Consider the following 27000-nt stretch of genomic DNA (forward strand, 5'->3'; position numbering starts at 1 on the left):
AACCCAGCCGGCGGTGATATTTTTGACGGAACAACCACCGGTATCGCGGAGTTGGAATCCAGGCCGTCCGAAAATCCGGGGCGCCGCCATTGGCGTGTCGAAACGCGATTTTCGCAGCGAGCCTGGGCCGCCACCTCAAGGACAGTCCGCCACCTCAAAACAGGAGGAACCCATGACAGGAAACAAGCACGCCAAAGGCAAAACGCCGGCCGATAGCGACCTTGCCAACGATCCCGGCATCGGCAGTTCCAAGGGCACGATCAAGGAGGGCGACCGGCTCGATCAGGGCGACAACACGTTCGAAGGCGATGTCGAGAACGACACCACGCCTCAAGGCGGTATCAATCCCCGGCAAAAGATGCGGACCAACAAATGACGCCAGCATCGGCCGGCGCACGATCGAACAACCCGCTGCAACCCGTGCAGCAATCCCGCGTTAAAGAGCATGGGCCTCGCGTCCGCCCAGCGTTGATGCGACAGGCTCTTTCGCGGAGACACAGATGACAAAAAAATCGTTTGGCCGCCCCGTTCCAATTCTCGTCGGCCTTGGTTTCCCTCGCCATGTCGAAAATATCTGGCAGGCCTATGACGTCTTGAACGAATGGCCGAGTCGCGGCCCGGCGCACAAGGCGGCGTTCGACGCCTGTCGCGCCGGGCTGGCTGACGAGGTCGATGCCGAGACCGTGCGCGCGGCGTTCGAAGCATTCGCCCGCAAGGCGGGCATTCTGGCGCACGATGTCGCCGCCGAAATACCAGCAGGCACCAATCCCACTGCGGTTCGCGACGTCGGCTAAAATGCCCAGCAGGCCATGTGACCTGCTGAGGCTAATTTATATCAAGGGTGGTTAAATCGGGAGGACCGCCATGCTGGAGATAAAGTTCGATGCTCCGGTTTGCATCTACTTCGGCAAGCCGGGACGATCGCGAATGGTCAGCTCCGTTTTCGAGGCTTCTTACTGCCTCAAAAGCGAGAAATGGCCTGCCCGCAATGCCCCGTTGTCGCTGATGGCGGGAGATGCATTGGATGGCGCCCAGATCGGCCAGATTACGGCAGCGGAAGCCCGCGAAGCATTTATCGACGCGGCTTTGGAAGCGAAGATTCTTGTCGAAGGCGAGCCGCATGACACACATGCCCGGACGGCCTTCATGCCGGACGGCGGGTGAACCGGCAGGCTGCTTCCCCGCAGAGCCGTTTATCACGAATGGCTGGCTTCCTCGGCCTTTTTCTCCCGCTGCTGCCTGAGGACCTCGTCGGTTCCGACCAGCTTCTTCGATCCGCCGGGGATCGCGGTGGAAACAACAGCCGGCGGGTCGCTTGCGGGGAAAGAATCCTCCAGACCCGCCTGCAGCTGGTCTTCCAGCGTCTGCGGCTCTTCCGAGCGGCCAGGGGTCCTTCGGGTGTCTACATTCTCCAGCGGCTGTGTCATGTCCGGTGAAGACCTGACTTCTCGAATCCAGCCATAGAGCTGTTCGATGGCAAATTCCTTCATTGTGTCGAAATCGGCCTTTTCGTCACGCGATGCCTCGATTTGGTCAACCATGGTCTTCTCGAACCGTTCGAGGCTCTCGCTTCCACACGCTCGGCAGAGACGCACCAGCGCCTCGCGCAGTATGAGCGGCGCAAAGTGCGCTGTCGCCTCGAGCCTGAGCTGCTGCAAACGCTCCGGGGTAGCGGCTTGGAACTTCGACATGCTCGACCTCTTCGCCTAGTGGAGCATGTCAACGAAAATTGTCGGCGGATGTTCCATCGGCGGCCGCTGCATCGCTCGATCCTCAGCGGTGCGCTCCACCACCGACTGCCATGCGGATACCGAGACAGACGACGAAGCAGCTGTGCCGGATGACCGTCCGGCCGCCCGCTATGTAGAACCCATGCGGCCACTTCGGCCCGGGTTCGCCAGATGCCTTGGTGCCATCGTTGGACCTGCCGGCATTTCGCATCATCTTGAGTGCTTCGTCCCTGGTCAGGCCGCACCTGCGGGCAAAACAATCGATCTCATAGGCCAACTCGGCCGACAGGTCGTGTTTGGCATGCATTTTTCGCTGGTGTTTGCGTGCGCCCATTCAGGCTCGGTCCCGGATCAGCCGGTTCCCAGCGCCTGGCCAATCCGTTTCCGCAAGTTTTCTCACGCGCCGTCTGGCCGGCCCACCCTGTCCTTGAGTTCGTTCAGGAATGCGAGCAGCGCGTCCTCAGGATCGTCGGCCGCTTCGGTCAGCATATCGATGCCCCAGCGGCCGAGGACAGCCTCCTGGACGATGCTCGGCTGGGACATGAAGATGAAGGATTTCGGGCGATTCTTCTCATAGCCGGAGCGGCGCCAGGTCTGCCAAAGCCGGTGCAGCAGCAGACGGATGTTCATGTCGGACATGCTGTAGCCGATGAACAGGATGGTGCGCCCGAGCGCGTCAGCGCGAAACTTCACGTCGAGCGGCGAATCGAACGAAAGCCGCTCAAAATAATCGGTCTCCGCCAGAACCAGCGATTTGTCGTCGTCGAAATCGCCGTGGAATTTTATGATCTGCGTCACCTCGCCGGTGGCCTTTGGCAAGTCCTTTGCATTGGCGACTTTGACAAAGGGCCGGCTATGGATCTCGAAGGCAACCTCGAGATTGCGATCATAATTGGTGGTGTAGATGATCGGAAAATCGAGCGATACGATGAGCTTGTGGATTGCCGACCGCTGCACTTCTTCGCGCGATACGCTCCATTCGCGATCCATCCAGCTGCGCAAAGGGCCGAGGCTCCCCTGCTTCAGCCGGTAGTATTCGGCAAGGGCCTGATAGCTGGCCTCCGGTGCGCCGATCATGTCCTCGTGAAGGCCGAGTTCGCTTTGCATGTGCTCGATGAGCTTTTGCCAGGACGGCAAGCCGACGCTCATCGACACCCCGGCTCCAACGAACAAGATAGCTCGTCGCTCTTTCACCGATTGAGCCAGTTGCTCGACTGCAGACAGCATTCGACACAACTGCGATAGGCGCCGCTCCGTTCCAGCCGAGCCCGGACCGCCGCCGGAATAGATTTACTTCCGACGTGAGTGCGAACACTCGGATCGGCTGTTCCGAGCGCCCGGCCGCCGACTTTGGCCAACCGAACCCGACATTTATTTCGTTGCATTTGGCACTTCTGCGCCGCTCACGCGTTGGAGAGTGTTCAACAAACACGGCGCAGCTGCAGCTAATGGAGCTCTGCGCCAACGTCGGCAAACTCGACAGCCAATGAGGCAAGCGCGACTGGTGGCGGCGAAAAATAGGGTGCCTGGCAAAAGGGGAAAGAGGCCATTGGCTGCGATGCTGGGATGGACGCTGCTGGCAAGCTTCGCGCTGACTACCGCGGCGGTTGCTCAGTCAACGTCAAGCTTTGCGATAAATCCGCCTGCCGCAGCTGCTCCGCCCGACGACGGCCAATGGGCGATGCCGGCAAAGAACTACGCCTCGACTCGCTACAGCGAACTTGCGGAGATCACCGAAGACAACGTCAAAAACCTGCAGGTGGCCTTCACCTTCTCGACCGGCGTCAACAAGGGTCAGGAGGCTGCGCCCCTGGTGGTCGGCAACACGATGTACATCGTGACACCGTTTCCCAACATTCTCTACGCGCTTGACCTTACCAAGCCCGGCGCGCCGATGAAGTGGAAGTTCGAGCCCAATCCCGAGCCTGCGGCGCAGGGCGTTGCCTGTTGCGACGTGGTCAACCGCGGTGCAGCCTTCTTCGAAGGGCGCATCTATTTCAACACGCTCGATGGCCACACGATCGCCGTCGATGCGGCCACCGGCAAACCGGTCTGGAACACCCACATCGGCAACATCAACATCGGCGAGACCATCACCATGGCGCCGCTGGTGGTGAAGGGCAAAGTGCTGGTCGGCAATTCCGGCGGCGAAATGGGCGTACGCGGCTGGATCAAGGCGCTCGACGCCGGCGACGGGCACGTCGTCTGGACGGCCTACAATACCGGACCGGACGCCGAGGTGCTGATCGGCCCCGATTTCAAGCCGCATTACGACATGGACAAGGGCAAGGATCTCGGCGTGACGTCGTGGCCGCCCGACGCCTGGAAGATCGGCGGCGGCAATGTGTGGGGCTGGATCTCCTATGACCCGGACCTAAACCTGATCTTCCATGGCACCGGAAATCCCGGTCCGTGGAATCCGGATCTGCGGCCCGGCGACAACAAATGGACCGCCGGAATCTTTGCCCGCGATCCCGACACCGGCGCAGCCAAATGGTTCTATCAATGGACCCCGCACGATCTGCACGACTACGACGGCATCAACGAACAGGTGCTGCTCGACATGACCTGGCAGGGCAAGCCCCGCAAGGTGCTGGTCCGACCGGAACGCAACGGCTACGTCTATCTGTTGGATCGCACCACAGGCGAGGTCCTGTCGGCAGTCCCCTTCGGGCCAGTCAATTCCAGCACGGGCGTCGACCTCAAGACCGGCCGGCTGATTGTAAATCCGGACAAGAAGACCGGCACCGGCAAGGTCGTGCGCGACATCTGCCCGACCGCATCGGGCCTCAAGGACTGGCAGCCTTCGGCATTCTCGCCCAAGACCGGTCTGCTCTACATCCCGCACAACAATCTCTGCATGGACGAAGAGGGCGTCGACGTGAATTACATCGCCGGCACGCCCTATGTCGGCATGAACGTGCGCATGATCCCCGGGCCGGGCGGCAATCGCGGTGCTTTCACCGCCTGGGATGTCGCCGCCGCCAAGCCGGCGTGGAGCCTGAAGGAGAACTTTCCGGTGTGGAGCGGCGCCGTCGCCACCGCCGGCAACGTCGTGTTCTATGGCACTATGGAAGGCTGGTTCAAGGCGGTCAGCGCCAGGACCGGCGAACTGCTTTGGCAGTTCAAGACGTCGTCCGGCATCATCGGCCAGCCGATCACCTATCGCGGCCCGGACGGGCACCAATATGTCGCGATTCTTTCGGGCGTCGGCGGCTGGGCCGGCGCGATCGTATCCGGCGATCTCGATCCGCGCGACGCCACCGCCGCGCTCGGCTTCGTCAACGTCATGAAGGATCTGAAGGATGTAACCACGCCGGGAGGTACGCTGTATGTGTTCCGGCTCCCTTGAGACGACCGGTCGAGTTGCGCGCGCACGGAGAAAATCTTCCCGGCGGTTTGGCGCCGCGGTCGGCGCACTGGCACTCTCGCTCGTCGCCGCCGTTGCCGATGCGCGCGAATTGAGGATCTGCGCCGATCCCAACAACATGCCGTTCTCCAATGCCGCCAGGCGGGGCTTTGAAAACAAGATCGCCGAACTCATCGCCCGGGAGCTTGGTGCGACTGTTTCCTACACGTGGTGGGCACAGCGGCGCGGCTTCGTCCGCAACACGTTGAAAGCCGGCTTGTGCGATCTTGTGCCCGGCACGCCCGCCAATCTCGAGATGCTGCGCACGACCGCGCCCTACTACCGGTCTTCTTATGTGTTCGTGACACGCCAAGATGTGCCCGAAATCACGTCCTTCAACGATCCTCGCCTGCGCGATCTGCACATCGGCGTCCAGCTGATAGGCGATGATGGCGCCAACTCGCCCCCCGTCCAGGCGCTTGGCCGTCGTGGCATCGTCGGCCATCTCATCGGTTTCCCCGTCTATGGCGACTATTCGGCGCCGAACCCGCCAGCACGCATCATTGAGGCGGTCGCGAATGGCGACATCGATATGGCCGTCGTCTGGGGACCGTTGGCCGGCTACTTCGGTGCCAGGCAAAAAATGCCGTTGCGGATTACGCCGGTTGCGCCGCGCATCGACGGTCCGCTGCTGCCGATGATCTACGACATCTCGATGGGTGTGCGCCACGACGACGATGCGCTGCGCAGCGAGGTAGACGCAGCGCTCGCCAAGCACCGCGCCGAGATCGATGCAATCCTGGCGGAATATGGCGTGCCTCGCCTCGACGTCGCCGGGGCGGCAGTGCGATGAACCGCTGCCTTCCATGCTTGCTGTCGGCGATGCTCGTCCTTGCCGCTTGCCAGCGTGAGGAACGCGAAACGCGTCCACAGTCGGCGCTCGGCTCGGGCGATCAACCGGCAGCCGTGACGGCCCTCGAGCCGGGCGGCCAACGGCCGACCTCGTCCGACAACAAGGCCGGCGTGTTCGAGGCCAACGCCTTCCACCTCAGCGAGGGCAAGCGTCTGTTCAACTGGTTCAACTGTTCCGGCTGCCATGCCAATGGCGGCGGCGGCATGGGCCCGGCCCTCATGGACCAGAAGTGGCTCTATGGCAGCTCGATCGAAAGCATCCACGCCACGATCAGGGACGGCCGGCCAAACGGCATGCCGAGCTTCCGCGACACGATCCCGGATGACCAGATATGGGAGCTTGCTGCCTTCGTCCGGGCACTGAGCGGCAACGCACCGTCCTCCGCCGCGCCGGGCCGCGACGACGACATGATGCCCCATCCATCCGAGAATCGCCTGCCGGACGCCGCGACGCTGGGGAAGTCGCCGTGAGCCGCGGTGTCTGGACGATGTGCTGGTGCACGGCCTGCATCCTGCTCCTCGCAGGATGCAGCGGCTGGCAATCCGCGCTCGACCCAAAGGGCCCGGCCGCGAACGAGCTCGCATGGCTGATCTGGTTCTTCACAGCACTCTGCACGGTGGTCTGGCTTCTGGTGATGGCCGTGCTGATCGTGCCATTGGCCCGGCGCCCGGCGCCGGTCGGCGATCCGCTTGTCCTCGACGCTGCCGCCGAGCGCAGCAAGATGCGAATTGTCGTCGCCGCACTCGCCGCTACCGCCCTGATCCTGGTCGGCCTTACGCTGCTGAGCTACTTCGCTAACCGGACGCTCGCTGCTATCGGCTCGGATGCGGCGCTGACGATCCGGGTGACCGGGCATCAATGGTGGTGGGAGGTGCGCTACGAAAACGACCAGCCGAACCGCATCCTGACGACCGCCAATGAAATCCACATCCCGGCGGGCGAGCCGGTGCGGCTTGTGGTGACCTCGACCGACGTTATCCATTCCTTCTGGGTGCCGAACCTCTCGGGCAAGCTGGACGTCATTCCAGGCCACGAGAACGTTCTCGATCTGAAGGCGGACAAGCCCGGCGTCTATCGCGGGCAATGCGCCGAGTTCTGTGGCGCACAGCATGCCAATATGAGCACCTTCATCATCGCCGAACCTCGGCCCGTCTTCGATGCCTGGCTGAACGATCAGCTGCGGCCGGCGGCCGCCCCCGTGTCGGCCGAGGCCAAAACCGGCCACGACCTGTTCCTCAAACGGCCATGCGTGATGTGCCACAAGATCGGCGGCACCATCGCCGGCGGCACGGTCGCCCCAAACCTCACCCATATCGCAAGCCGGCAAACGCTCGCTGCCGGCACGCTGACAATGAGCCGCGGCAATCTCGCAGCCTGGATAGCCAATCCGCAGGGGATCAAGCCAGGCGCCCACATGCCCGTGGTGCGACTGGACGGGGACGAACTGAATGCGATCGTCGCCTATCTCGAGGGCCTGAAATGAGCAGCGCCCGTGAGCGTCGGCTCGCCGGCGAGGGAGCAGCGGCCGGCAAAGGAGACCTGGCCCCCGAGCGCGACGGTCCTCGCGATACCAGCCTCGACGACTCCAGCCTTGACCGCTGGCTGGCGCGGACATGGCAGACGGCGCCGGGCATCATCGGTGCGCTCTCGAGCGTCGACCACAAGATTGTCGCGCGGCGCTACCTGATCACCGCTTTCGCCTTCCTATGCCTCGGTGGCCTCAGCGCCGTTGCCATGCGCATCCAACTGTCGGGGCCGGAGCGCGGGCTGATCGGGCCCGACCGCTACAACCAGCTGTTCACCATGCATGGCGTGACGATGATGTTCCTGTTTGCGGTGCCGATCGTTCAGGCGACCGGCATCTACCTCGTGCCGCTGATGGTCGGCACCCGCAACATCGCCTTTCCGCGCCTCAATGCATTCAGCTTCTGGATTTATCTCTCCGGTGGCCTCTTCGCCTGGGTGTCGTTTGCTCTCGACATGGCGCCCGACGTCGGCTGGTTCTCCTACGTGCCGCTGTCCGGTCCTGAATTCGGGCCAGGCAAGCGTTCCGACGTGTGGGCGCAGATGATCACCTATACCGAAGTGTCATCGTTGGCGGTCGCGGTTGCCACCATCGTCACCGTGCTGAAGCAGCGTGCGCCGGGCATGTCGCTGGACAAGATTCCGCTCTATGTCTGGGCGATGCTGGTCACCTCCTTCGTCATCGTGTTCGCCATGCCGGCGGTCATGATCACGTCGACGTTCCTGATCCTCGACCGCCTGGTCGGCACCCATATCTTCAATCCCGCCGAGGGCGGCGACGTATTGCTGTTCCAGCACCTGTTCTGGTTCTTCGGCCACCCCGAAGTCTACATCATATTCCTGCCGGCTACCGGCATGGTGTCCTCGATCATCACCGCTTTCGCCCGGCGTCCGGTATTCGGCTATCTGGGCATGGTACTGGCCTTGATCGCGGTCGGCTTTCTGTCGTTCGGCCTGTGGGTTCACCACATGTTCGCAACCGGTCTGCCCAAGCTCGGCGCGAGCTTCTTCACCGCCTCGAGCATGCTGATCGCCATCCCGAACGGGCTGCAGATCTTCTGCTGGCTGGCGACATTGTGGGACGGACGCCCGATAATCAGAACGCCGCTGCTGTTCGTGTTCGGCTTCTTCTTCACGTTCGTCGCGGGCGGCCTGACTGGGGTGATGCTGGCGTCGGTGCCATTGGACCTGCAAGTGCACGACACCTATTTCGTGGTCGCGCATTTCCATTACGTGCTGATCGGCGGGTCGGTGTTCCCGCTGCTCGGCGCGACCTATTTCTGGTTCCCCAAGATCACCGGCCGGATGATGAGCGAACGTCTCGGACGCTGGCACTTCTGGCTTGCCTTCCTAGGCTTCAATGCGGCGTTCTTTCCGATGCACATTGTCGGCCTGTGGGGCATGCCGCGGCGGGTCTACACCTATCCGGTGGAACTCGGCTGGGGCAACATCAACCTGTTCATCACAGCCGGCGCGGTCATCCTGTTCCTAAGCTTCGTTCTGTTCACTATAAACCTGGTGTACAGCGCCTCGAGGGGCGCCCCGGCCGGGGACAATCCCTGGAATGCCGGCACGCTGGAATGGGCGACGAGCTCTCCACCGCCGAGCTATAATTTCGCTCGGATCCCGGTGGTTACCCACGCCGAGCCGCTCTGGGCCGAACGTGACACGCTGCCTGTCGCGACCGGGCTTCGCGTCGACGCGCGCGAACTTGTCATTTCGACCGTGGCAGAGGCGCATCCAGATGTGCGCGAGAAGTCGGCGACGCCGTCGATCTGGCCATTGTTCGCCGCGCTCGCCGTCGGCGCCACCTTTCTCTATTCGATCTTCAGCCCGTGGGCGGTGGTCTGGGGAGCCGGGCCGATCGCCATCACTTTGATCGGTTGGTTCTGGCCGAAAGGCGATCCGGAGGATGAGGAATGAAACAGCGTCCTGTCGCCGATCTTTCCAAACTCCCGACCTTCGGGATCGGACCGCGCAGCCCGACCTGGTGGGGCACTCTCGCCTTCATGGCGCTGGAAGGCACCGGCTTCGCGCTCGCCGCAGGCACCTATCTTTACCTCGCCTATCTGTCGCCCAAATGGCCATTGGGCGTGCCGCCGCCCAACCATTGGCCGGGCACCATCGTCACGCTGTTGCTGCTCGCCAGCGTGGTGCCCAATCACATACTGAACCGCTACGCCGAAGCCTGTGCCATGGTGCCCGTGCGCATCGGCCTGATCGTCATGTCGCTGCTCGGCATCGCACCGCTTGTCGTGCGGTGGTTCGAATTTCCGGCCCTCAACATTTATTGGGATACCAATGCGTACGGCTCGATGCTGTGGGTCCTGCTCGGCCTTCACACAACGCACCTGATTACCGACGTCGGCGACACGATGGTGCTGACGGTCCTGATGTTCACGCGCCATGGCTATAGCGGCCGGCGTTTCGGGGACGTTGGCGACAACGTCTTCTACTGGGATTTCGTGGTCGCGACCTGGATCCCGATCTACCTGTTGATCTACTGGATGCCGAGGCTTGACTGAGATGCGTGCGCTTCGCTTGGGCACATCATGGGGCGGGCTGTTGTCCGGGCCTTTGGCCTGGGCGATGTCGACGCAGCTGAATTATGCGTTCGTGGAGTGGCAGTGCGCCCACGATATTCCCGTCATACCGGTCATTGCGCTGGTGCTGACAGTGCTGGCCTTGCTCGGCGGCGTGCTTTCGTGGCGGGCGCGACAGCAAGGTGGCGCCGCCTTTAAACCGGATCGTACGCGCGGCACCGAGCATTTCGTCGCCAATATCGGCATTCTCAGCGCGGTGCTGTTTGCGCTGGTAATCGTCATGCAAGGCGCGGCTTCGCTCATTGTTGACGGCTGCCTACGATGAGCTTCGACGCGCTCTTCTCGACCTCGATCTGCTACGGTGCCGGCGCCCCGCAGGCCGGCTGGACGCTGGCGTTGCCGATCACGCTGCCGCTAACCATGGTCGCACTGCTTTACGCGGCAGGCGCCTTTCGGCTGTGGCGGCGGAGTGCCCGCAGCCGCCCGTTGCGGTTGCGGCAAGCCCTGCTGTTTGCGACCGGCTGGGCCATTTTGGCGGCAGCACTGGTCAGTCCGCTCCATGCATTGGGTGAGCGCGTTTTCACCGCCCACATGATCGAGCACGAGCTGTTGATGGCGGTGGCGGCACCCCTGCTGGTCGCCTCCCGTCCGGCGGCGGCGATGATGTGGGCATTGCCGACCAAGCTGCGGCTGGCATTTGGCGCAGCCGGGCAGGCGAAGGTGCTTCGAACCGTTTGGGCCGCCGTCAGCCGCCCTCTAGCCGCGACCTTCCTGCACGGCGTCGCGATTTGGGCGTGGCACGTTCCGGCGCTGTTCGAGGCGGCGCTTGCACAGGGTGTCCTGCATTATGCGCAACATGCCAGCTTCTTTGGTACGGGGCTGCTGTTCTGGTGGGTGCTGCTGCCGCGTTCAGGCCGCGAACAAGCCTACGGCAGCGCAGTCATGCACCTCTTTTTCACCTCGCTGCACACCGGCCTGCTCGGGGTGCTGCTGCTGGTCTCGCCAAGGCTGTGGTACCCGGTAAACGCAGCCGGCGCGGAATTGTGGAGCCTTAGCCCGCTCGAGGACCAGCAGCTCGCCGGCTTGGTGATGTGGGTTCCGGCCGGCCTGATTTATGGCGGAGCCGCGTTGCTGCTGGCCGGTCTGTGGATTCGCTCAAGTGGACAGAGAAGATGGGAGGCGTCGCATGCGCTCCAGGCTGTCTAAGCTGGTCATTGGTGCCGGGACGGCAATTGCCGTGCTGGCCGCAGCTTGGGCGGCGCTGACGTTGTGGCCGGAGCGGCTCGTCAGGGTCGCGCATAAGACGGACAATGCCCCTGGCAGCATCGGCGTGCGCGCAACATCGCGCTTCACTCCGTCCGGACCCATCCTCGGCGCCGCGGCAATTGTCGTGCTTGTTGCAGCCCTGGCCGGGATCGCGTTGTACTTCGAGCAAAGCCGTCGAGTGGAGCAGAAGGCCGACAATGCAACCGGCGGTGTTGGCGCCCGCGCCATACCAATCATCATGGCCAATGGCTGTGCCGGATGCCACACGATCACCGGCGTGCCCGGCGCGCAGGGACTGGTCGGTCCACGCCTCGACGCCAGCTTGGCCACCCGGGTCTATATCGGCGGCGTATTGTCCAACAACCCGCGAAACATGGTCCGTTGGATACGCGCCGCAAGAGAGATCAATCCGCACACGGCAATGCCTTCGACCAGAATTTCCGAGCAGGAGGCGCGGGATATCGCGGCCTATCTCTATTCGCTGAAATGAAAGTCATCGCTCATCCCGGCAGCTGCACGCGGCCTGTCTTCACCAGTCGATCGCAGGCCGAGTGATCATCAGCCAGAAAATCCCGAGTACCGCGGCGAAGGCGGGGAAGCCGAAGGCGAACCACAGCCAGAAGAGCCGATGATAGCGCGGCGGCAACGGCGCGCCTGCAGCGGCGGCTTGCGATGCCAGCTTGCGCATCTGCATTTGCATCCAGACGACCGGGAGCCAGAACATTCCGGTGAAGATATAGAGCGCGATCGAAAGTACGATCCAGCCCTCCGACAGCGAGTAGCCTGCCTGCCAGGCGAGCGCGGCTCCGGTCAAAGGCTGCGCGACCACGGCCGTCGCGGTGAAAAGGAAGTCGGCGACGACGACGATACGCGCCACGGCCGCAACCGTCGCGGCATTGCCGGTCCTGTGGGCGAGCAGCATGAAGAAAGCGATACCGGCGCCGGTACCAAGCAGCACGGATGCGCCGATGACATGCAGAAATTTCAGCAGGAAATAGAGCATCAACGCTCCTCCAGCACTGCCAAGGCCACAAAGTGCAGCACCAGGATCGGCAACACCTTGAGGAACGGCCCAAGCGGGTCGTTCCACAGATCGGGGCTCAGGAGGCTTCCGACGACCAGGTAGAAGAGCGAGAGCGCGATGCCGCCATAGAGGCCTTTTCGCGTCGCTGGCCGCCAGGCTAGGAGCGCGCCGACGGCGATGTCGGCAAGAGCACCGGCTATCACGGTCGGCGCCGACAAGATGCCAGCCCCCGTGCTTTGCATCAGCTCGATGCCACCGTTATAGCCGGTGGTCAGCGACACAATACCCGTCACGATCCAGAAGAAGGGCAGGACGACGAAGATCGCAGGCTTGATGAAATACAGCCGGGCAAACCATTTTTCCTGCACCGTTGCCGGATTGAGCGCGAGGAGGCCCGCCAGGGTTTGCGGGCGTATGCCGGTCGCGGCGGTCCAGTCCGAGGGATCTCCAACCGCTCCTCGGGCGATCTCTCTGGCCGCGTTGGTGCGCATCGGTGGACGCCAGCCGAACATCGCGGCAAGGTCGCCGAGGCGGTAGAGAAGCCTTGCAACAGCCGCCGGCAAGACAAACCTGGCTGCAGGAGCCCAGCCGAGCCATCGGCGATAGCTGCCGACGACCTCGTCCATGCTCAGCTGTTCGGGACCGACAAGTTCCAACACGACGCGAGACGGACTGTCGGGATCGAGAAGGAAGACGACTGTTGAGACCACATCGTCGAGTAGTACCACCTGGAGCCGGCCGGTGCCGGGCATGGACGGTAGCACCGGCAGCGAGGCGAGACCCCTAAACAATGCGCTGGCCCCAAACACCGGCCGGCCGAGCACCACGGACGGGCGCAGGATCACCCAATCCAGATCAAGCGCCATAAGCGCTTGGTCGCCGGCCAGTTTCGTCGCCGAGAATGCCGAAGGCTGCGCCCGATCGACGCCTATCGCCGAGAAGTGGATTACCCGGGCAACCCCTGCCCGCGCACAGGCGAGGAAGAGTGCTGCCGCCGCATCGCGATGGACTTCGCGCGTCTTTTCGCGAGGGCTGTCCTGCAGGACGCCGGCACAATTCACGACGGCGTCGACACCCCTGAGATGCGGTAGCCAGTCTTCGGGCTGCAGCGCCGCCGCCATGTCCAGCACCAGCAATTGATAATTGCCGGCCCGGTTTGCGCCGGGGCTGCGGACCAATCCGATCACCTCATGCCTTTCGGAAAGAAGGCGTGCCACGACGGAGGCACCGATCAGGCCGGTGGCGCCGGTAACCAGGACTTTCACTGGACCCCATTCTCCGACGGCGGGAAAGTATCGTTCATTCCGGTTTATCGCCCTCGATACTCCCCTTCATACCGGAAAGTTCTTCCGTCGTGCATAACAACCGCGGCCGCGCCGGGTCGGAGATGTCGAGCTTGTCCCAGGGAATGCGGTACACGCTGTCGCGACTGCGCAATCGAAAGACGTCGAGGACCGCAATGCCGATAGCCGAAGCGGACAGACGCTCGAAGGCCGCGTAGATGCCGACATGGTACTCGGTGACCACCAGGTCGTCGCCATCCGGTTCGGCGCGTATCTCCTCGATACGGCCGATGCTTTTGCCGTGCGAAAGCACATTCCTGCCAGCCAATTGCTCAAGATTGACGGTGGCCATCATCCAGCTCCCGGAATACGCCCAATGACATGATCGCGCAGCCAGTCCTGCCAGTCGAAAATCGCCGTTTCGCGGACGTCGATATCGAACTCGATGTCGACGCCGATGTCGCGCACCTTGTTCCAGGCGATGCGGTGCGGCTCGGCATGGCGCTTGCCGCCGAGCCTTGCCGCAACCCGCGCCATCCAGCGCCCGGGTCGCTCGCCAAGCCGACGCCCCAGCGTGATCGAGCCGAGCTCGACCGCAACGATTTTAGGCGGCTCGCCTGGCCTGAGCTCGGCCACCAGCCCGTCGACCTTGCCGATCTTGACCTGCTCGCGGTCGACTACTTGCTTGTCCAGGATGTCGCGCAGCAACTTCATCACGTGCCTCCGAATATCTGCAAAGGAATGGTCACGATCGCGAGCACGAAACCGAGCGCGATGATGAAGATGACCGCGGCATTCGCTATCATGCCATTGCGGTGCTCGCCGACATAACGCTCGTCATTCAGCAGGAAGAGGAACGGCACCACGGTCAGCGGCAGGCTGGCGGCCGTCAGCGCCATGGAAAAGATGGTGAGCTTCAGCGGATCGAGGCCCAGTGCGATCGGAATGGCGGCGAGAACCAACAAGATCGTATAGACGGTGCTGAAACCCGGGTCGTCGCGCGGTTTCAGGTTCTCGCCCCAAGTCCAGCCGAAACCCTGCGCCACAAGGTAGGCTTGCTGCAGGCCGATTTCGAGCGCGGCACCGAAGCAGGCAATGCCTAGTGAAGCAACGAACAGGACAAATCCCCAGAAACCGAAGATCGGAATCAGCATCAGTGGCAGTTGGTGGTAGTCATCGACCTGCTCTATGCCGTGCGCGGCCAGCACGAGCGCCGCCACAATCAGCACACCGATAGCGATTGTGCCGCCAAAACTCATGCCCAGGCCGGCAATGGCCCGATTGGCTCCGAGATAGCTCTTGTCCCACTCGTCCTCGATCGCTCCCGACGAATAGAACATGAACAGATAGGGCGAGATCGACGCACCAAGAATGCTGACCGCCATGAACCAGTAGTTGGCCGCGTCGTGATCCGGCAGTGTGGGCACGGCCCCGGCCGCGACCTGCTCCCAATCGGGCTTCAGCATGACTGCGCCAACCACGAAGCACAGCGTGACCAGCCCGAGGATCGCGACGCCTTTTTCGATGAATCCGAACGTGCCTTTCCAAAGGAACAGCCATGCCAGAAAAGCGACCGGCAGCGCCCACCACTGAAAGCCGATGCCGGTGGCGAGCTCGAGCGCAATGGCAACACCGCCGATTTCGGCTGCCATGACCAGGAAGTTGACCAGCAAGGTCGCAAGCAACGGCCACAGAAAGGCGTTGAAGCCAAACCGTTCCCGGATCCCGTCGGCGATGGTGTGATGGCTAACTGCGGCGAAGCGTCCGGCCATTTCGACCAGGAAGATGATGCAGAACGTGCCCAGGACGACGGCCCATATCAGCTGAAACCTGAACGCCGCGCCGGCCTGAGCGGCGGTCGCCACTGATCCGACCTCAAGAAAGCCGCCAACGCTGGTGACGACGCCGAGCGATATTTCGAGCAGCTTCTTCATGATTTCGGCGCGAAATATTTCGCGTAGGACGTGCTCAGATCGGCGGCGGCGGCCCGCAGATCCTGCTGCGCGTGTTCCACTTCCGAGCGGTTGCCGTTCTGCACGGCCGTCGCCGCGCGAATTACCGCTGCCGAAAGCCGTCCAACCGCCATCGTCAGACCGGCTTGCCCGCTGGGCTCAGGCGACTTGGCGGACTGGATTTGCGCACCGGCATCGGCGAGCGCCTTGCCGGCCGATTGCAAAGTGCGCGACGTGTATTCCGACGGGGCTCCCCCAGCGATCCAGCTCTCCAGGACCAGCGATGCAGTCTGTGTGGCGGAAGCCGCGGTTTTCGACTGCTGCTCGACCTGGTCGGAAGGCGAGCATGCCGTCAATACAAATATTATCAGCAGCAAGCACGGGCGGTCTGGTCGAAGACCGACGGCTGTAACGGCATTTACAATACGTGCTTGTAGCGTTGCTGCCACACGATTGTTCTCCCCGCACCAAGCGACTTCGGCGCGAAGTTTGATCTAGAGCGCTGGGTGATCAGGTCAACTGAACCGCGATGAACGGCGCTGGCACCGCGGAACAAACCAGCGATCGCCGGATTAGGGGCTGAGGAGGCAAAGGCCATGGATAGGGAAGAGCGTATCAGGCAGCGAGCCCATGAGATCTGGGAGCGCGAAGGCCGTCCGCAAGGACGCGAGCGCGAGCACTGGGATCAGGCCGTGCAGGAGATCGAAGCTGAGGGTTCCGAGGCCGAACGCGGCCCGGTCGTGCCCGATCCAACGGTCGAGGCCGGCTCCGATCCGGAGGCACGCGGCAGCAAGCGGCGGCGAGGGACATGAGGCCGATGCCTCGTTTCGTCGCCTGGATCGTGGTCGTACTGGTCGTGCTGTTCGCCGCCTGGCTGATGATCGGGCGCGACAGAACCGGCGGCGGAGGTCAGCCCACGCCGCACGCAATTGATCAAAATGGATAGGAGCCGACATGACGGGAACCGATACTCATCCTGAACAAGACCCGGCGGAAGGATCGCGATCGGTAGTGGAAAATCAGCTCCGCAAGGAGCAAGGCGGCGAGGGTCAAGATCGCAAAGCCGAGCCAGCTTCCGACAAATCCGGCAGCAAGACCAAGACGCCTTCGGAAGCGCGCAAGAAAGGCTCAGGCTTGGATTGAGCCGGCCGAAAGCGGGCTCACACTGCCGTTTGCCTCGAAATAATGGGGATAGCGCTCCCGGACGATTTCGAGCACCTCGAAGATGCGGCGAAGATGCGTTCGCATCGCCTCTTCCGCGGCAAGGGCGTCGGCCTGCTCGAGCGCATCGACAATCCGCCGATGCTGGCCGAGGACCACCGACATGCTGTCGAGGCGCGGAAAAGACAGGAAGCGGAAGCGGTCCATGTGCAGCTTCGCCGCGCTGATGTCGGCCCAGATTCCGGGAAACCCGGCATGACTGGCGATATGCTGGTGGAACAGCTCGTCCGACTTGAAGAAGCGCCTGTCGTCCGCGATGGAGGCGAACGTCTCCTGGACGGCCAGTTCGCCTTTTAGCACGGCAAGCAGGTCAGCACGGCGCGGGCTCTCGACCGCGCGCTTGATCAGGCCGACTTCGAGCGCTTCGCGCAGAAACTGCGATTTCTCGAGATCGGCAATCCGCAGCGGTGCCACCATGCTGCCGCGCTGCGGATAAATGTCGATCAAGCCAAGACCGGCCAGCCGGGCGAGCGCCTCCCTGACCGGCGTGCGGCTCACGCCGAGGGCTTCCGACATCGCCTTTTCAGAAATCAGCTCGTGCGGCTTCAGGCGGAAGGTCAGGATCTGGTCGAGCAAAACCTCGAACGTCCTAGCCGCAACCGAAGCGCCAGGGGCGGTTTCGCCGAGCCGCCCCTCGGTGATGGTCCGCATTCCCAAAAGCCCTGCCATCGGCGACCCCTTATAGGCTCTGCAGCTTCAAGCCGTTCATGAAATGCCTGCGCAAGCAGCAGCGCCGACGTTATTCCTTGCGCGGAGAACCGCCGATGCGCGCCAGCAGGCCGCCATCGACGCGTACGACCTCGCCGGTGACGAAGGAGGCATCGTCGGACAGCAGGAAGGCGACGACTGCGGCAATCTCTTGCGGCCGGGCGGTACGGCCGAGCGGATGCATATTGTCGAGGATGCGCAGGATCTCGTCGGGCTTATCGTTGAGTTTCACCGCATCCCGCAGCATCGGCGTGTCGACCGCACCCGGAGCGACGGCATTGACGCGCACGCCGAGCGGCGCATAGTCGACGGCCATCGATTTGACCAGGCCGATCAGGCCGTGCTTGGCCGTGCTGTAGGCCAGAACCCCTTCCTGGCTGGCCAGACCCTGCACCGAGCTCATATGGACGATGGCGCCGCGGCTTTGCCGCAGCAGCGGCATCGCCGCGCGGGAGAGCAGGTAGGCAGCCTTGAGGTTGACGTTCATCACCTCGTCCCAAAGCGCCTCGTCCGTGGTCTCCACCGTTCCGTAACGCTGGATGCCGGCATTGTGGGAGAGCATGTCGAGCCCGCCGAACGCGGACCGGGCAAGCTCGACGGCGCGGCCACAGGCCTCAGTGTCGGCGGTCGAGCCAAGCACGGTGTGCACGGTCACGCCGCGCGCCGAAAGCTGCGCCGCTACCTCATCCAACTGATCGCCCGCCCGGTCGAACAGGATCAGGTCGACGCCTTGCTCGGCCAGTCTTTCGGCGACAGCACGGCCAATGCCCATGGCCGCCCCGGTGACCAGTGCGCGTTTTTTGAACTCAGCCATTTATCCTCCCTCGAACAGTTGCGCAGCGACTGCCATGGTAGTCGACGGGCGCCACTTGACGTGCTCTTTCCACCGAGCCGGCCCAAGCGTGTTCGGCATCATGTCGATCCTTGCATGAAAGCCAGCGTTTCCGCGCGCGTCGGTGCGCCAAGACGTCCGCCAAAGCGCAGGCATTTCAGGGCGGCGGCGGCGCTGGCCACTGCTATCGCCCGCTCTTCGTCCCAACCTTCGGCCAGGCCGAGAGCGAAGGTGCCGTGGAACACGTCGCCTGCCGCCAGAGTGTCGACGGCTTCGACCCGCGGCGACGGCAGATGACGGACGTCATTGCTGCCCGAGTAGCGGAACACGGTGCCGTTCGCCCCATCGGTGACCGCCACGAAGGCGCCGGTCCGTTCGCCGAGAATGGCGACGGCAGAACCGGCGGATATCTCCGGACCGCAAAGGATGCGTGCCGCCGGCAGCGAAGCAACGACATGCGAGGCGAGCGGCAGCAGCCGGTCGAGCACCGGTCGCGACGCGACATCGGCGTCAAGGATCGCCGGGATGCCGCACTCGCGAGCCTTCGCCAGCGCCAGGGCCGCGGCTCCGGGCCAGCGGACATCAACCAGCACGGCGTCGAAGCGGGAAAAATCCGCGGGCGGAAGACGGTCAGGATCGGCTTGCGTGACTGCATCGTAGAAGGGCACAATCATACGCTCGCCGGCGGCATCGACCAGGATCGTGGCAATGGCCGAGCGGCCACCTTCAACCCTGCGCACCAGCGAACAGTCGACCCGCTCCGCCTCCATCTGGCCGATGACATCGCGGCCGACAGCATCGTCGCCGACGCTTGCCCATAGCCAGACCTGCCCGCCCTGGCGGCTGGCCGACGCGGCCGCGCTTGCTGCCATGCCGGCCGCGATCTGCACGGCCTCGCTTGGCAGGAACTTGCCGGCGCCGGAGGGCAGGACATCGAGGCGCAAGATCGTGTCGTAGGTGAGCGCGCCGACGCAGAGCAGGCGGGGCGCCGTCATTGCAGCCGGTAGCCGCGCTGATGGGCAATCGCCGTCATCACGCCTCTCAATTCGGCAAGGCCGCGAAGACGGCCGATCACGGGGTAGCCGGGATGGGTGTGCCGCGCGGCGTCATCGATCAGCTCGTGGCCATGATCCGGGCGAAACGGCAGCAGCGCCGCCGGTTCCCCGGCGTCGCGGCGGCGTTGCTGCTCGTCGAGCAAGATCGAAACCACCGAGACCATGTCGACATCGCCGCTCAGATGCTCGGATTCCATGAACGAGCCGTCCGGGTCCTTGCTGACGTTGCGCAGATGCACGAAGTTGATCTTGTGCGCAAAGCGCCTGGCGATGGCGGGCACGTCATTGGCCGGGTTGGCGCCCAGCGACCCCGTGCACAAGGTGAGGCCGCTATGGGCCGATGGCACGGCGTCCAGGATAAGGGCGATGTCGTCGGCGTTCTTGACGATCCGGCACAGGCCGACGAGATCGCGCGGCGGATCGTCCGGGTGGATCGCCAACGTGACGCCCGCCTCTTCGGCCGCCGGCAGCACGTTTTCGAGAAACCGGACGACGTTCTCGCGCAGCCGGTCGTGCGACAGGCCCGACTGCTCGGCCACCACTTCGCGCAATTCCGCTATGTCATAGCGCTTGAAGGCGCCCGGCAGGCCGGCCATGATGTTGGCAAGCAGACGCTCTTTTGACGCATCCGGCGTCGCCTCGAACCATTCGCTCGCCCGCTGGAGAACATCGGACGCATAGTCGCGCTCAGATCCCTTGCGCTGCAGCATGTAGCAATCGAACGCGGCAAGCTCGTGCATGTTCATCCGGAGCGCCCGTCCGCCGCCCGGCAGCGGCGCAGCCAGGTCGGTCCGGGTCCAGTCGAGGATCAGCATGAAGTTGTAGCAGACCGTGCGCACACCGCAGGCGCCGAGATTGCGTAAGGTCTGCCTGAAATTGTCGTAGAGCCGGTCGAGATCGCCGCGGCCGAGCTTGATGTCCTCGTGCACGGGCACACTCTCGACGACGCTCCATTTGAGGCCCATCGCCGGATCCGCCTCGATAAGCCCCTGGCGCTGCCTGATGGCGTCGATCGGCCAGACTTCGCCGTAAGGGATGTCGTGCAATGCCGTCACGATGCCGGTTGCGCCGGCCTGCCTTGCGTGGGCAAGCGTTGCCGCGTCACTCGGACCAAACCATCGCCACGTCTGCTTCATTCGACCTCCAGCTACGGAATTTTCGATGAGACTACAAGTATTGGATGCTACCATGGCAGTCAATTGCCGCAGTCCAGTGCCTGTGTCCGCGTTCGGGTGGCCGCCCTATGAGAGATTACAACGATACGTGGCGTTCAGATTGAACGGCTATCCAAGGTCCGAGTTTCGGCTGGCCCAAATCGCGCCGCGTTCGAACATCGTGCGCATTTGCGGCACGGCGAACTCGTCGGCGGTGTGCCCGAGCGCGCTGTAGAAGACGCGGCCCCTGCCGTAGCGGCGCTTCCAGACAACCGGCATGACGACGCCGGCGATGAAATCGAGATGCTCGCCGGTGAAAGTAGTCGTCGCCAGCACCTCGTTGGTCGGATCGACATGCATGTAATACTGCTCTGAACGGTAGGCGAAGCCGTCGATGCCCTGCATGACCGGATCGCCTGGCCTGGTGATGTCGACGTGATAGTCGATGATGTTGCCGGGATGGGCGACCCACTGGCCGCCGGTCATGAACTGGTATTCCGGCTCGTTGCGGAAGCTGTCGCACATAGTGCCGTGAAAGCCCGCAAGGCCGGTGCCGGCCCCGACGGCGCTGGTCAGGTTTTGCAGCTCCGGCTTTTCGATTGTCGACATGGTGATCACCGGGACAATGAGATCGAGCTTGTCCAGCTGCGGATCGGCAAGTGCCGAAGTCCCCTGCTCCAGCTGCACGTCGAAGCCGTTGCCGGCCAGCATCTCCTTGACGATTTCGGCGCTTCGGGCCGGGGTGTGACCTTCCCAGCCGCCCCAGAAAATCAGTGCCGTCTTGCTCATCGCATTATTCCCTATTCCAGAATTCCGAAAGGCAGGTCGGCGCGCATCGGCGCCGGCCGGGCGCAGCGATATCTGAGATCGATACCCTGCCCTATCTCTGCTGAAGAGATGATCGATTCCATGATTTCCAGGACATGGAGGGAAAGATCGAGACTGGCGCGGTGTTGCCTGCCCGAGACGACCGCCTGCGCCATGTCGGCAAGGCCGAGGCCCCGGTAATTGCCGTCGCCATACGAATGGATCTGATCGGCCACCGTCCAGTCGCCCTTGCGCTGGCTGGTCCTGATGTCGCCCTGAAACTGGTTGGGATCGGAGACGATCATCGAGCCCTTGGTTCCGTAAAGTTCGATGTGATTGTGTTCATGCTTCCAGACGTCGAAGCTGGTGGTGATCGAGACCGCGGCGCCATTCTCGAATGCGAGCAGGCCGGAAATATGGGTCGGCACCTCGACCCGGATGGTTTCGCCCTGGCGCGGTCCAGAACCGATGGTGCGGGTGGCGTAGGAAGACTTCGCCTGCCCGGTCACGGATTTTACCGGACCCAGGAGATTGACCAGGCAGGTCAGATAGTACGGTCCCATGTCGAGCATTGGCCCACCGCCGGGCTGATAGTAGAAATCCGGATTGGGATGCCAGAGCTCGTGGCCGGGCACCTGCATGAAGGCAGAGCCGGCGACAATGGTCCCAGCCGTATCCTCATCGACCAGCCGCCGCGCCGTCTGGTGGGAGCCGCCAAGAAAGGTGTCGGGTGCGCAGCCGACGCGCACGCCCTGTTCGCGCGCCGCCGCGACCAGCCGCTCGGCGTCGCTGAGCGTCGTTGCCAGCGGCTTCTCGGAATAGACGTGCTTGCCTTGCCCGACAGCCTGCAGGCCGACCGGCACATGATGCTGCGGCGTCGTCAGATTGAGCACGATCTCGACGCGCGGATCGGCCAACAGCGCGTCGACCGGCATGGCAGCCAGGCCGTAGGCCGCTGCCTTGGCCTCGGCTGCCGCCCGGTTGATGTCGGCGACGCCGACAATGTCGAGCACCGGGAATTGTGGCGATGCCTTCAGATAGGCATCCGAAATGTTGCCGCAGCCGATAATGCCGACACCGATCCTCCGCATGGGCTTCTCCTCAAAAGGCGGCATTGATGAAACAGCAGAACTCGTTTGTCACCCCCCTTTCGGCCAGACGACGTTATCCCGTGACAAGGATATACCTCGAGAGCCTCAGAACCGCCGCCCGATCACAATCGCGCGCCTATGCGCGAGCCGCTTGCTTTCGAGGTCGAACGGCCGGTACTCAGCAACATTGCTTCATGTAGCTTGCTCGACATTTTTGATGCCGGCTTTAGAAGGACGCAAATGATCCGCCCACAAGGAACCATCGCACCGATCCTGACGCCGTTCGAAAACGACGGCCGGATCGCCCGCGATCTCTGGATATCCCACGCCAAATGGGTGCTGGATCAGGGAGCGCATTTCCTGTCGCCGTTCGGCACCACGGGCGAGGCCTTGTCCGTCTCGTTGCGCGAGCGAATGCAAGCGCTGGAGTGGCTGGTCGAGGCCGGCATTTCGCCAAGCCATCTGATGCCCGGCACCGGTGTCACAGCACTTGCCGAGACCGTCGAGCTGACGGCGCATGCCGTCGGGCTCGGCTGTGCCGGGGTGATGGTGCTGCCGTCGTTCTTCTATACGGCCGCCGGCGACAACGGACAGGCCCGCTACTATGGCGAGCTGATCGAACGGGTGGCGAACCCGGCGATGAGGATGATCCTCTACCACATCCCGCAGAATTCCGGCGTACCGGTGAGCCCGGCGCTGACCGCCCGCTTGAGCCAAGCGTTTCCGGATGTCGTGGTGGCTTACAAGGACAGCGCCGGCGATTGGAACAACACCGCGGCAGTCATTGCGGCAGCCCCAAGGGTCGCGGTGTTCCCGAGCTCGGAAGCACAGCTGACGAAAGGCCTCGCCAACGGTGCTGCGGGATGCATCTCGGCGACGGTCAATCTGAATGCCGCAGCGATCCGGGCCCTCTACGACGCAGCACTGGCGGGAGAGGACATTACTGACGCGGATGCCGCCATCAAGGCGTTCCGCAAAATCATCCAGGACGCCGGCCTCATCTCCGCGATGAAGGCAGTGCTGGCGGTACGGTCCGGCGACAGACGCTGGCTGAACCTGCGCGCGCCGCATGAGAACGCGACGCAAGCCACCGGCGAAGCTTTGCTCGCCGCTCTCGGCCCGCTAGCCGACCATATCGGCCGGAGCTGACTATCGGGCCGCGTTCAGGGCGGCAGCAGCGCGTATCAGCGCCTTGAACGCATTCTCATCTATATCTTCGCCCTCACGGATATCGATGGCGCGCCTGGTGTTGCCTTCGAGACTGGAGTTGAACAGGCCTGAAGGATCCGGCAGGGAGGCGCCCTTTGCGAAGGTCACCTTCACGACGTTCTTGTAGGTCTCGCCGGTGCAGATTATTCCGGCGTGCGACCACACCGGAACGCCTCGCCACTTCCACTCCTCGACCACTTCCGGGTCAGCCTGCTTGACGAGAGCGCGGATATGGGAAAGCGTCTTGCCTCGCCAATCGCCCAGCTCACTGATCCTCGCATCTATCAGCTGAGAGGGAGAGCTTTCTGCATTTCCTTCCATAGAGCCACTCTTCATCATCATTGTCGCTTTCCCTAGGGTTGTTGCCGCTCGCCCGTCACATGAATACCGCTAGTCGGCACCGGGTTTGCGGGAATGACTCGCATTCCACTCACATTCGCTCGCCAGGCAACTGGCTGGCTTGCTTTACCCAGTCGGTGAGTTGAGCTTCGTCGAGCTGGTCGTCCTCGCGGATGTCGAGGTAGCGCACGTCCTTGTGCTTGGACTCGCCTGGAGGGACAGGATGCAGCGACGTGCCGCGGAAGAAAGCCAGCTTGATGTACTTTGTGAAGCAATGGAAGTTGAGGAACCAGCCTTGACCCTCTACGCCATAGAAGGGCGAGTTCCATTTGACGGCCTTGCGCAGGTTGGGAACGTTGCGCTCGATGAGTGCGTCGAGGCGGCGGCCGACGTCGCGTTTCCAGCCCGGCATGGCCGCGATGTAGGCCTGCACAGGAGCGTCACCATCACCCTTCGGGATCTGCGGGTTGCCGCCTGCGAGGAGGACCGGCTTGGCGGCTGCAGGCTTGGCGGCGGGCTTCTTCGCGACCGCCGCTGACTTGATGGACGTCTTGTTGGCCATGCGTTCACTCCAATGCGCCGGTGCCCCCTGCGTTGCGCCACTTGGGCGCGTAAGGCAGCACGAACATGTACAGACCGGTAAGCAGGAGCAAGCCGAGTGGAAACAGCGGCAAGAGGTATACCCAGTAGGCGGGTTCCTTGCCTGCTCCCAGCCTGATGAAGATGGCGGCGACGACCGCCGCAAAGATAATCGACAGCCAGCGGTGGATCTGCCGAACCCATTTGTTCCAATCCATTGAGACCTCCTCTGAAGACGAACCGAAGCGGATCGGGCGGCCCGTTTGGCGACTCCCGCCGGGCAGCCACGCCACTGAACGCATGCTTTACCAGCGCGCCAGTTGGGTGATTTGAACGAGATTGCCGCAGTTGTCGTTCAGCTGGGCGATGGTCGAGCCGGTTACTTCGGTCGGCGGCATCGTGAACTCGGCGCCGCGCGCTTTTATGCGCTCGTAGTCGCCCTTGACGTTATCGGTGAAGAACATGACCGCGGGCTGGCCCTGCTGGAAAATGGCTTGCTGGTAGGTCTTTGCAGCCGGGTTGTCATTGAGCGCGAGTTGCAGCTCGGCACCGTCCGGCTCGTCGGGTGATCCAACGGTCAGCCAGCGAAACGGCCCATTGCTGAAATCGGCCTTCTTGGTAAAGCCGAGCGTTTCGGTGTAAAAGCCCAGTGCCTTTTCCTGGTCGTCCACGTATACTTTGGCCAACTTGATCTTCATTGGCTTGCCTCCATTATCGCCTCGTGATGTCGCTCTGTAACAGAGCCCTTGCTTGGATAGCCCAGCGGATCTCAGTCCGTCCGCGCCAGAACCTGCTCCAGATCGTCAAAGAACCTCGGCCAGCCGACTTTGGCACCCCGGAAGTAAGGCTGCTGATCCGGCCGGAAGCCCGACTGTTCCATGCGCAAGCGGGCTCCGGTGCTCGTGGGGGTGAGGGTCCAGGAGACGACACTCTTGAGATCCTTGGTATCCCACGTGTAAGTCAGTGTTCTGTTCGGCTCGACCGTCTGCACCTGACACTCGACAGAGCCCCAGTCTGCGTGAAGATTGAAGCGGTGGTTCGCGACAGGTTTGAAGTCATTTTTCATGAGCCACTCCTCGATCAAGTGTGGTTGCGTGAGCGCGCGCCAGATCTTCTCGGGCGGATAAGCGATTTCCCGTTCAACAATGACGGAGAGTGTTTCGGTCGACGTTCGGTTCACTGGTCCATCCTTTTGAGCAGGTCTTCGAGGTCGTCGAACCGGCTCTGCCAGAACCCGGTCATCTGGCTTGTCCAGTCAATCAGGGGGGCAAGCGCAGCAAGCTGCGCGCTATAATGGGTCTGTCGCCCTGCATGGCGGTCGCGCACGAGCCCGGCCTGCCTCAAAACGCCGAGATGTTTTGACACGGCCGGTTGCGAGATCCCGGCCTGAGCCGTCAGAGCCCCGACCGTCTGCTCTCCTTCGCGACACAGCCGCTCAAAAATAGCGCGCCGAGTCGGATCGGCAAGCGTTCTGAAGAGTACATCGTGAGCCTTTGGCATTGGGATCGATAACCCTTCGGCTATTGATCGATGTATAACCACCGGGATATGTGTGAGTCAAGCGGGAAGCGGCACAATTCTCGTTGCAGGAGCGATCACCTGCTTCGCTCACACAGCGGTCTGCTTCAAGAAGTGGAACGAGCGCCGCGACGGTCGCTGACCTGGGGGCAGCCTGGTGTGCCAAAGTACTCTGCGCTGGAATCGTCAAGTGTGATGCGCTATATGACTATCTACATGGTCAGGAGCGTGACATGGACGCGGTCAATCTGGCGGACGCCAAGGCACATCTGAGTGAGCTCGTCGACCGGGTTGAAGCTGGAGACTCGATCGACATAACCCGGCGTGGCAAGCCGGTCGCCAGGCTCACGGCCGTGGCCCGCCCTCGCAAACGGATCGACGCCGTCCTGCTCCAATCCCTGACCGCAACCATGCCTCTGCAGGCTCAGGCTGCCACCGATCTGGTGCGATCGATGCGAGATGGCGATCGCTATTGACGTCCTATCTCGATACTTCGCTGATCATCGCGGCGCTATCCAACGAAGCCATGACCGCGCGCGTTCAGGGCTGGGCTAGCGGAGCAGGACCCTGCGCAACTTGTGATCAGCGACTGGACCATCACCGAGATGTCCTGCGCCATGGCGATCAAGCTTCGGACCGGACAAATCGACCTGGAGCAACGCGCGGCAGCGCTCGCGATGTTCAATAAGCTTGTCGCTGAGAGCTTCACCGTGCTGCCGGTGACGGGCGGGCATTTTCGGGTCGCCGCGAAATTCGCCGATCAGCATATGCTCGGGCTTCGTGCTGGCGACGCCCTGCACCTCGCGACGGCATCGGAGCATGGCGCCACGGTGTGGACCCTCGACCAGCGGCTCGCCGAGGCAGGACCGATTCTCGGCGTGCCGACGCAGTTGCTGGCATGAT

38 protein-coding genes and 1 pseudogene are annotated in these 27000 nt (G+C 62.9%); 18 read left to right on the forward strand and 21 right to left on the reverse strand.

Annotated features, from left to right (window positions below; genetic code table 11):
* Window positions 1–172: 172 nt before the first annotated feature.
* The 3 genes from X773_RS51160 (at window position 173) to X773_RS51170 (ending at window position 1164) form a co-directional block, all read left to right on the forward strand.
* The gene (locus tag X773_RS51160) at window positions 173–376 is read left to right on the forward strand and encodes a hypothetical protein (RefSeq protein ID WP_023676144.1); all 204 of its coding nucleotides are present in this window, start codon (window positions 173–175) and stop codon (window positions 374–376) included.
* A gap of 124 nt (window positions 377–500) precedes the next feature.
* Entirely contained in the window at window positions 501–794 is a 294-nt protein-coding gene (locus tag X773_RS51165; RefSeq protein WP_023676145.1) for a DUF982 domain-containing protein, read from the forward strand.
* Between the two features lie 70 nt (window positions 795–864).
* The gene (locus X773_RS51170) at window positions 865–1164 is read left to right on the forward strand and encodes a DUF982 domain-containing protein (RefSeq protein ID WP_023676146.1); all 300 of its coding nucleotides are present in this window, start codon (window positions 865–867) and stop codon (window positions 1162–1164) included.
* 32 nt (window positions 1165–1196) lie between these two features.
* Here the strand turns inward: X773_RS51170 and X773_RS51175 are convergent, their stop codons facing one another.
* The 3 genes from X773_RS51175 to X773_RS51185 form a co-directional block, all read right to left on the reverse strand.
* On the reverse strand, window positions 1197–1691 hold the full coding sequence (locus X773_RS51175; RefSeq protein WP_023676147.1) for a hypothetical protein: 495 nt from the start codon (window positions 1689–1691) through the stop codon (window positions 1197–1199).
* 82 nt (window positions 1692–1773) lie between these two features.
* Entirely contained in the window at window positions 1774–2064 is a 291-nt protein-coding gene (locus X773_RS51180) for a hypothetical protein (protein WP_156937320.1), read from the reverse strand.
* A gap of 62 nt (window positions 2065–2126) precedes the next feature.
* The gene (locus X773_RS51185; protein ID WP_348625923.1) at window positions 2127–2879 is read right to left on the reverse strand and encodes an SIR2 family protein; all 753 of its coding nucleotides are present in this window, start codon (window positions 2877–2879) and stop codon (window positions 2127–2129) included.
* Window positions 2880–3288: 409 nt separating this feature from the next.
* Between X773_RS51185 and X773_RS51190 the strand changes: the two genes are divergently transcribed.
* From X773_RS51190 to X773_RS0137655, 9 genes are read left to right on the forward strand one after another with little or no spacing between them, the layout of a single operon-like run.
* Entirely contained in the window at window positions 3289–5082 is a 1794-nt protein-coding gene (locus X773_RS51190; protein WP_156937325.1) for a methanol/ethanol family PQQ-dependent dehydrogenase, read from the forward strand.
* Window positions 5063–5932 carry a substrate-binding domain-containing protein gene (locus X773_RS51195; RefSeq protein WP_023676151.1) on the forward strand — a complete coding sequence of 290 codons (870 nt, stop codon included), beginning with the start codon at window positions 5063–5065 and terminating at the stop codon, window positions 5930–5932. The genes X773_RS51190 and X773_RS51195 overlap by 20 nt, the downstream gene beginning before the upstream one ends.
* The gene (locus X773_RS51200) at window positions 5929–6462 is read left to right on the forward strand and encodes a cytochrome c (protein ID WP_023676152.1); all 534 of its coding nucleotides are present in this window, start codon (window positions 5929–5931) and stop codon (window positions 6460–6462) included. Before X773_RS51195 ends, X773_RS51200 begins: the two co-directional genes overlap by 4 nt.
* Before the next feature lie 17 nt (window positions 6463–6479).
* Window positions 6480–7475, forward strand: a complete 996-nt coding sequence (gene coxB, locus X773_RS51205; RefSeq protein ID WP_023676153.1) for a cytochrome c oxidase subunit II — start codon at window positions 6480–6482, stop codon at window positions 7473–7475.
* Window positions 7472–9439, forward strand: coding sequence for a cytochrome c oxidase subunit I (gene ctaD, locus X773_RS51210; RefSeq protein WP_023676154.1), 1968 nt, complete (start codon window positions 7472–7474; stop codon window positions 9437–9439). Before coxB ends, ctaD begins: the two co-directional genes overlap by 4 nt.
* Complete coding sequence (locus X773_RS51215) at window positions 9436–10041, forward strand: cytochrome c oxidase subunit 3 (protein ID WP_023676155.1); 606 nt, start codon at window positions 9436–9438, stop codon at window positions 10039–10041. The genes ctaD and X773_RS51215 overlap by 4 nt, the downstream gene beginning before the upstream one ends.
* A gap of 1 nt (window position 10042) precedes the next feature.
* Complete coding sequence (locus X773_RS51220; RefSeq protein WP_023676156.1) at window positions 10043–10384, forward strand: hypothetical protein; 342 nt, start codon at window positions 10043–10045, stop codon at window positions 10382–10384.
* The gene (locus X773_RS51225) at window positions 10381–11265 is read left to right on the forward strand and encodes a cytochrome c oxidase assembly protein (protein WP_023676157.1); all 885 of its coding nucleotides are present in this window, start codon (window positions 10381–10383) and stop codon (window positions 11263–11265) included. The genes X773_RS51220 and X773_RS51225 overlap by 4 nt, the downstream gene beginning before the upstream one ends.
* Window positions 11246–11815, forward strand: coding sequence for a cytochrome c (locus tag X773_RS0137655; protein WP_023676158.1), 570 nt, complete (start codon window positions 11246–11248; stop codon window positions 11813–11815). Before X773_RS51225 ends, X773_RS0137655 begins: the two co-directional genes overlap by 20 nt.
* A gap of 39 nt (window positions 11816–11854) precedes the next feature.
* Here the strand turns inward: X773_RS0137655 and X773_RS51230 are convergent, their stop codons facing one another.
* The 6 genes from X773_RS51230 to X773_RS51255 are packed head-to-tail and all read right to left on the reverse strand — an operon-like array spanning window position 11855 to window position 15961.
* Window positions 11855–12328, reverse strand: a complete 474-nt coding sequence (locus tag X773_RS51230; RefSeq protein ID WP_023676159.1) for a DUF2269 family protein — start codon at window positions 12326–12328, stop codon at window positions 11855–11857.
* Complete coding sequence (locus X773_RS51235) at window positions 12328–13614, reverse strand: SDR family oxidoreductase (protein WP_023676160.1); 1287 nt, start codon at window positions 13612–13614, stop codon at window positions 12328–12330. Before X773_RS51235 ends, X773_RS51230 begins: the two co-directional genes overlap by 1 nt.
* 34 nt (window positions 13615–13648) lie before the next feature.
* Window positions 13649–13984 (reverse strand): hypothetical protein, encoded by a 336-nt coding sequence (locus X773_RS51240; protein ID WP_023676161.1) that lies wholly within the window; start codon window positions 13982–13984, stop codon window positions 13649–13651.
* The gene (locus tag X773_RS51245; RefSeq protein ID WP_023676162.1) at window positions 13984–14346 is read right to left on the reverse strand and encodes a hypothetical protein; all 363 of its coding nucleotides are present in this window, start codon (window positions 14344–14346) and stop codon (window positions 13984–13986) included. The genes X773_RS51240 and X773_RS51245 overlap by 1 nt, the downstream gene beginning before the upstream one ends.
* On the reverse strand, window positions 14346–15566 hold the full coding sequence (locus X773_RS51250; protein ID WP_023676163.1) for a divalent metal cation transporter: 1221 nt from the start codon (window positions 15564–15566) through the stop codon (window positions 14346–14348). Before X773_RS51250 ends, X773_RS51245 begins: the two co-directional genes overlap by 1 nt.
* The gene (locus X773_RS51255; RefSeq protein WP_245274675.1) at window positions 15563–15961 is read right to left on the reverse strand and encodes a hypothetical protein; all 399 of its coding nucleotides are present in this window, start codon (window positions 15959–15961) and stop codon (window positions 15563–15565) included. Before X773_RS51255 ends, X773_RS51250 begins: the two co-directional genes overlap by 4 nt.
* A gap of 219 nt (window positions 15962–16180) precedes the next feature.
* Between X773_RS51255 and X773_RS51260 the strand changes: the two genes are divergently transcribed.
* Genes X773_RS51260 through X773_RS76325 form a run of 3 tightly spaced genes read left to right on the forward strand, consistent with a single transcriptional unit; the run spans window position 16181 to window position 16727 of the window.
* Window positions 16181–16396: a DUF2934 domain-containing protein gene (locus X773_RS51260; protein ID WP_023676165.1), complete on the forward strand. Its 216-nt coding sequence runs from the start codon at window positions 16181–16183 to the stop codon at window positions 16394–16396.
* Window positions 16397–16401: 5 nt separating this feature from the next.
* Window positions 16402–16530: a hypothetical protein gene (locus tag X773_RS79005; RefSeq protein WP_280952094.1), complete on the forward strand. Its 129-nt coding sequence runs from the start codon at window positions 16402–16404 to the stop codon at window positions 16528–16530.
* Window positions 16531–16538: 8 nt separating this feature from the next.
* Window positions 16539–16727 (forward strand): hypothetical protein, encoded by a 189-nt coding sequence (locus X773_RS76325; RefSeq protein WP_156937321.1) that lies wholly within the window; start codon window positions 16539–16541, stop codon window positions 16725–16727.
* Here the strand turns inward: X773_RS76325 and X773_RS51265 are convergent.
* From X773_RS51265 to X773_RS51290, 6 genes are all read right to left on the reverse strand, one after another.
* Complete coding sequence (locus X773_RS51265) at window positions 16713–17474, reverse strand: GntR family transcriptional regulator (RefSeq protein WP_084641055.1); 762 nt, start codon at window positions 17472–17474, stop codon at window positions 16713–16715. The genes X773_RS76325 and X773_RS51265 overlap by 15 nt on opposite strands.
* Before the next feature lie 70 nt (window positions 17475–17544).
* A complete protein-coding gene (locus X773_RS51270) occupies window positions 17545–18327 on the reverse strand; it encodes an SDR family NAD(P)-dependent oxidoreductase (RefSeq protein ID WP_023676169.1) in 783 nt (260 codons plus the stop codon).
* Window positions 18328–18425: 98 nt separating this feature from the next.
* Window positions 18426–19340 carry a PfkB family carbohydrate kinase gene (locus X773_RS51275; RefSeq protein WP_023676170.1) on the reverse strand — a complete coding sequence of 305 codons (915 nt, stop codon included), beginning with the start codon at window positions 19338–19340 and terminating at the stop codon, window positions 18426–18428.
* Window positions 19337–20536 carry a mannonate dehydratase gene (uxuA, locus tag X773_RS51280; protein WP_023676171.1) on the reverse strand — a complete coding sequence of 400 codons (1200 nt, stop codon included), beginning with the start codon at window positions 20534–20536 and terminating at the stop codon, window positions 19337–19339. Before uxuA ends, X773_RS51275 begins: the two co-directional genes overlap by 4 nt.
* Before the next feature lie 147 nt (window positions 20537–20683).
* On the reverse strand, window positions 20684–21343 hold the full coding sequence (locus tag X773_RS51285) for a ThuA domain-containing protein (RefSeq protein WP_023676172.1): 660 nt from the start codon (window positions 21341–21343) through the stop codon (window positions 20684–20686).
* An 11-nt stretch (window positions 21344–21354) separates the two neighbouring features.
* Window positions 21355–22452, reverse strand: a complete 1098-nt coding sequence (locus tag X773_RS51290) for a Gfo/Idh/MocA family oxidoreductase (protein WP_023676173.1) — start codon at window positions 22450–22452, stop codon at window positions 21355–21357.
* Between the two features lie 240 nt (window positions 22453–22692).
* On the opposite strand from X773_RS51290, the gene X773_RS51295 reads away from it, so the two are divergent.
* Window positions 22693–23601 carry a dihydrodipicolinate synthase family protein gene (locus tag X773_RS51295; protein WP_023676174.1) on the forward strand — a complete coding sequence of 303 codons (909 nt, stop codon included), beginning with the start codon at window positions 22693–22695 and terminating at the stop codon, window positions 23599–23601.
* Here X773_RS51295 and X773_RS51300 read toward each other — a convergent pair whose 3' ends face one another.
* From X773_RS51300 to X773_RS51325, 6 genes are all read right to left on the reverse strand, one after another.
* A complete protein-coding gene (locus tag X773_RS51300; protein WP_023676175.1) occupies window positions 23602–24000 on the reverse strand; it encodes a DUF1801 domain-containing protein in 399 nt (132 codons plus the stop codon).
* Window positions 24001–24091: 91 nt separating this feature from the next.
* Window positions 24092–24562 (reverse strand): DUF1801 domain-containing protein, encoded by a 471-nt coding sequence (locus X773_RS51305; protein WP_023676176.1) that lies wholly within the window; start codon window positions 24560–24562, stop codon window positions 24092–24094.
* Window positions 24563–24566: 4 nt separating this feature from the next.
* Entirely contained in the window at window positions 24567–24797 is a 231-nt protein-coding gene (locus X773_RS51310; RefSeq protein ID WP_023676177.1) for a hypothetical protein, read from the reverse strand.
* Between the two features lie 87 nt (window positions 24798–24884).
* Window positions 24885–25277 (reverse strand): VOC family protein, encoded by a 393-nt coding sequence (locus tag X773_RS51315; RefSeq protein ID WP_023676178.1) that lies wholly within the window; start codon window positions 25275–25277, stop codon window positions 24885–24887.
* Between the two features lie 71 nt (window positions 25278–25348).
* Window positions 25349–25759, reverse strand: coding sequence for an SRPBCC domain-containing protein (locus X773_RS51320; protein WP_023676179.1), 411 nt, complete (start codon window positions 25757–25759; stop codon window positions 25349–25351).
* Window positions 25756–26079: a metalloregulator ArsR/SmtB family transcription factor gene (locus tag X773_RS51325; RefSeq protein ID WP_023676180.1), complete on the reverse strand. Its 324-nt coding sequence runs from the start codon at window positions 26077–26079 to the stop codon at window positions 25756–25758. Before X773_RS51325 ends, X773_RS51320 begins: the two co-directional genes overlap by 4 nt.
* Window positions 26080–26330: 251 nt before the next feature.
* On the opposite strand from X773_RS51325, the gene X773_RS51330 reads away from it, so the two are divergent.
* Both X773_RS51330 and X773_RS51335 read left to right on the forward strand, forming a co-directional pair.
* Window positions 26331–26573, forward strand: a complete 243-nt coding sequence (locus tag X773_RS51330; protein WP_023676181.1) for a type II toxin-antitoxin system prevent-host-death family antitoxin — start codon at window positions 26331–26333, stop codon at window positions 26571–26573.
* 50 nt (window positions 26574–26623) lie between these two features.
* Window positions 26624–26999, forward strand: a pseudogene (locus X773_RS51335) (type II toxin-antitoxin system VapC family toxin).
* Window position 27000: the final 1 nt, after the last annotated feature.

The organism is Mesorhizobium sp. LSJC280B00 (assembly GCF_000502835.1).
GTDB lineage: Bacteria > Pseudomonadota > Alphaproteobacteria > Rhizobiales > Rhizobiaceae > Mesorhizobium.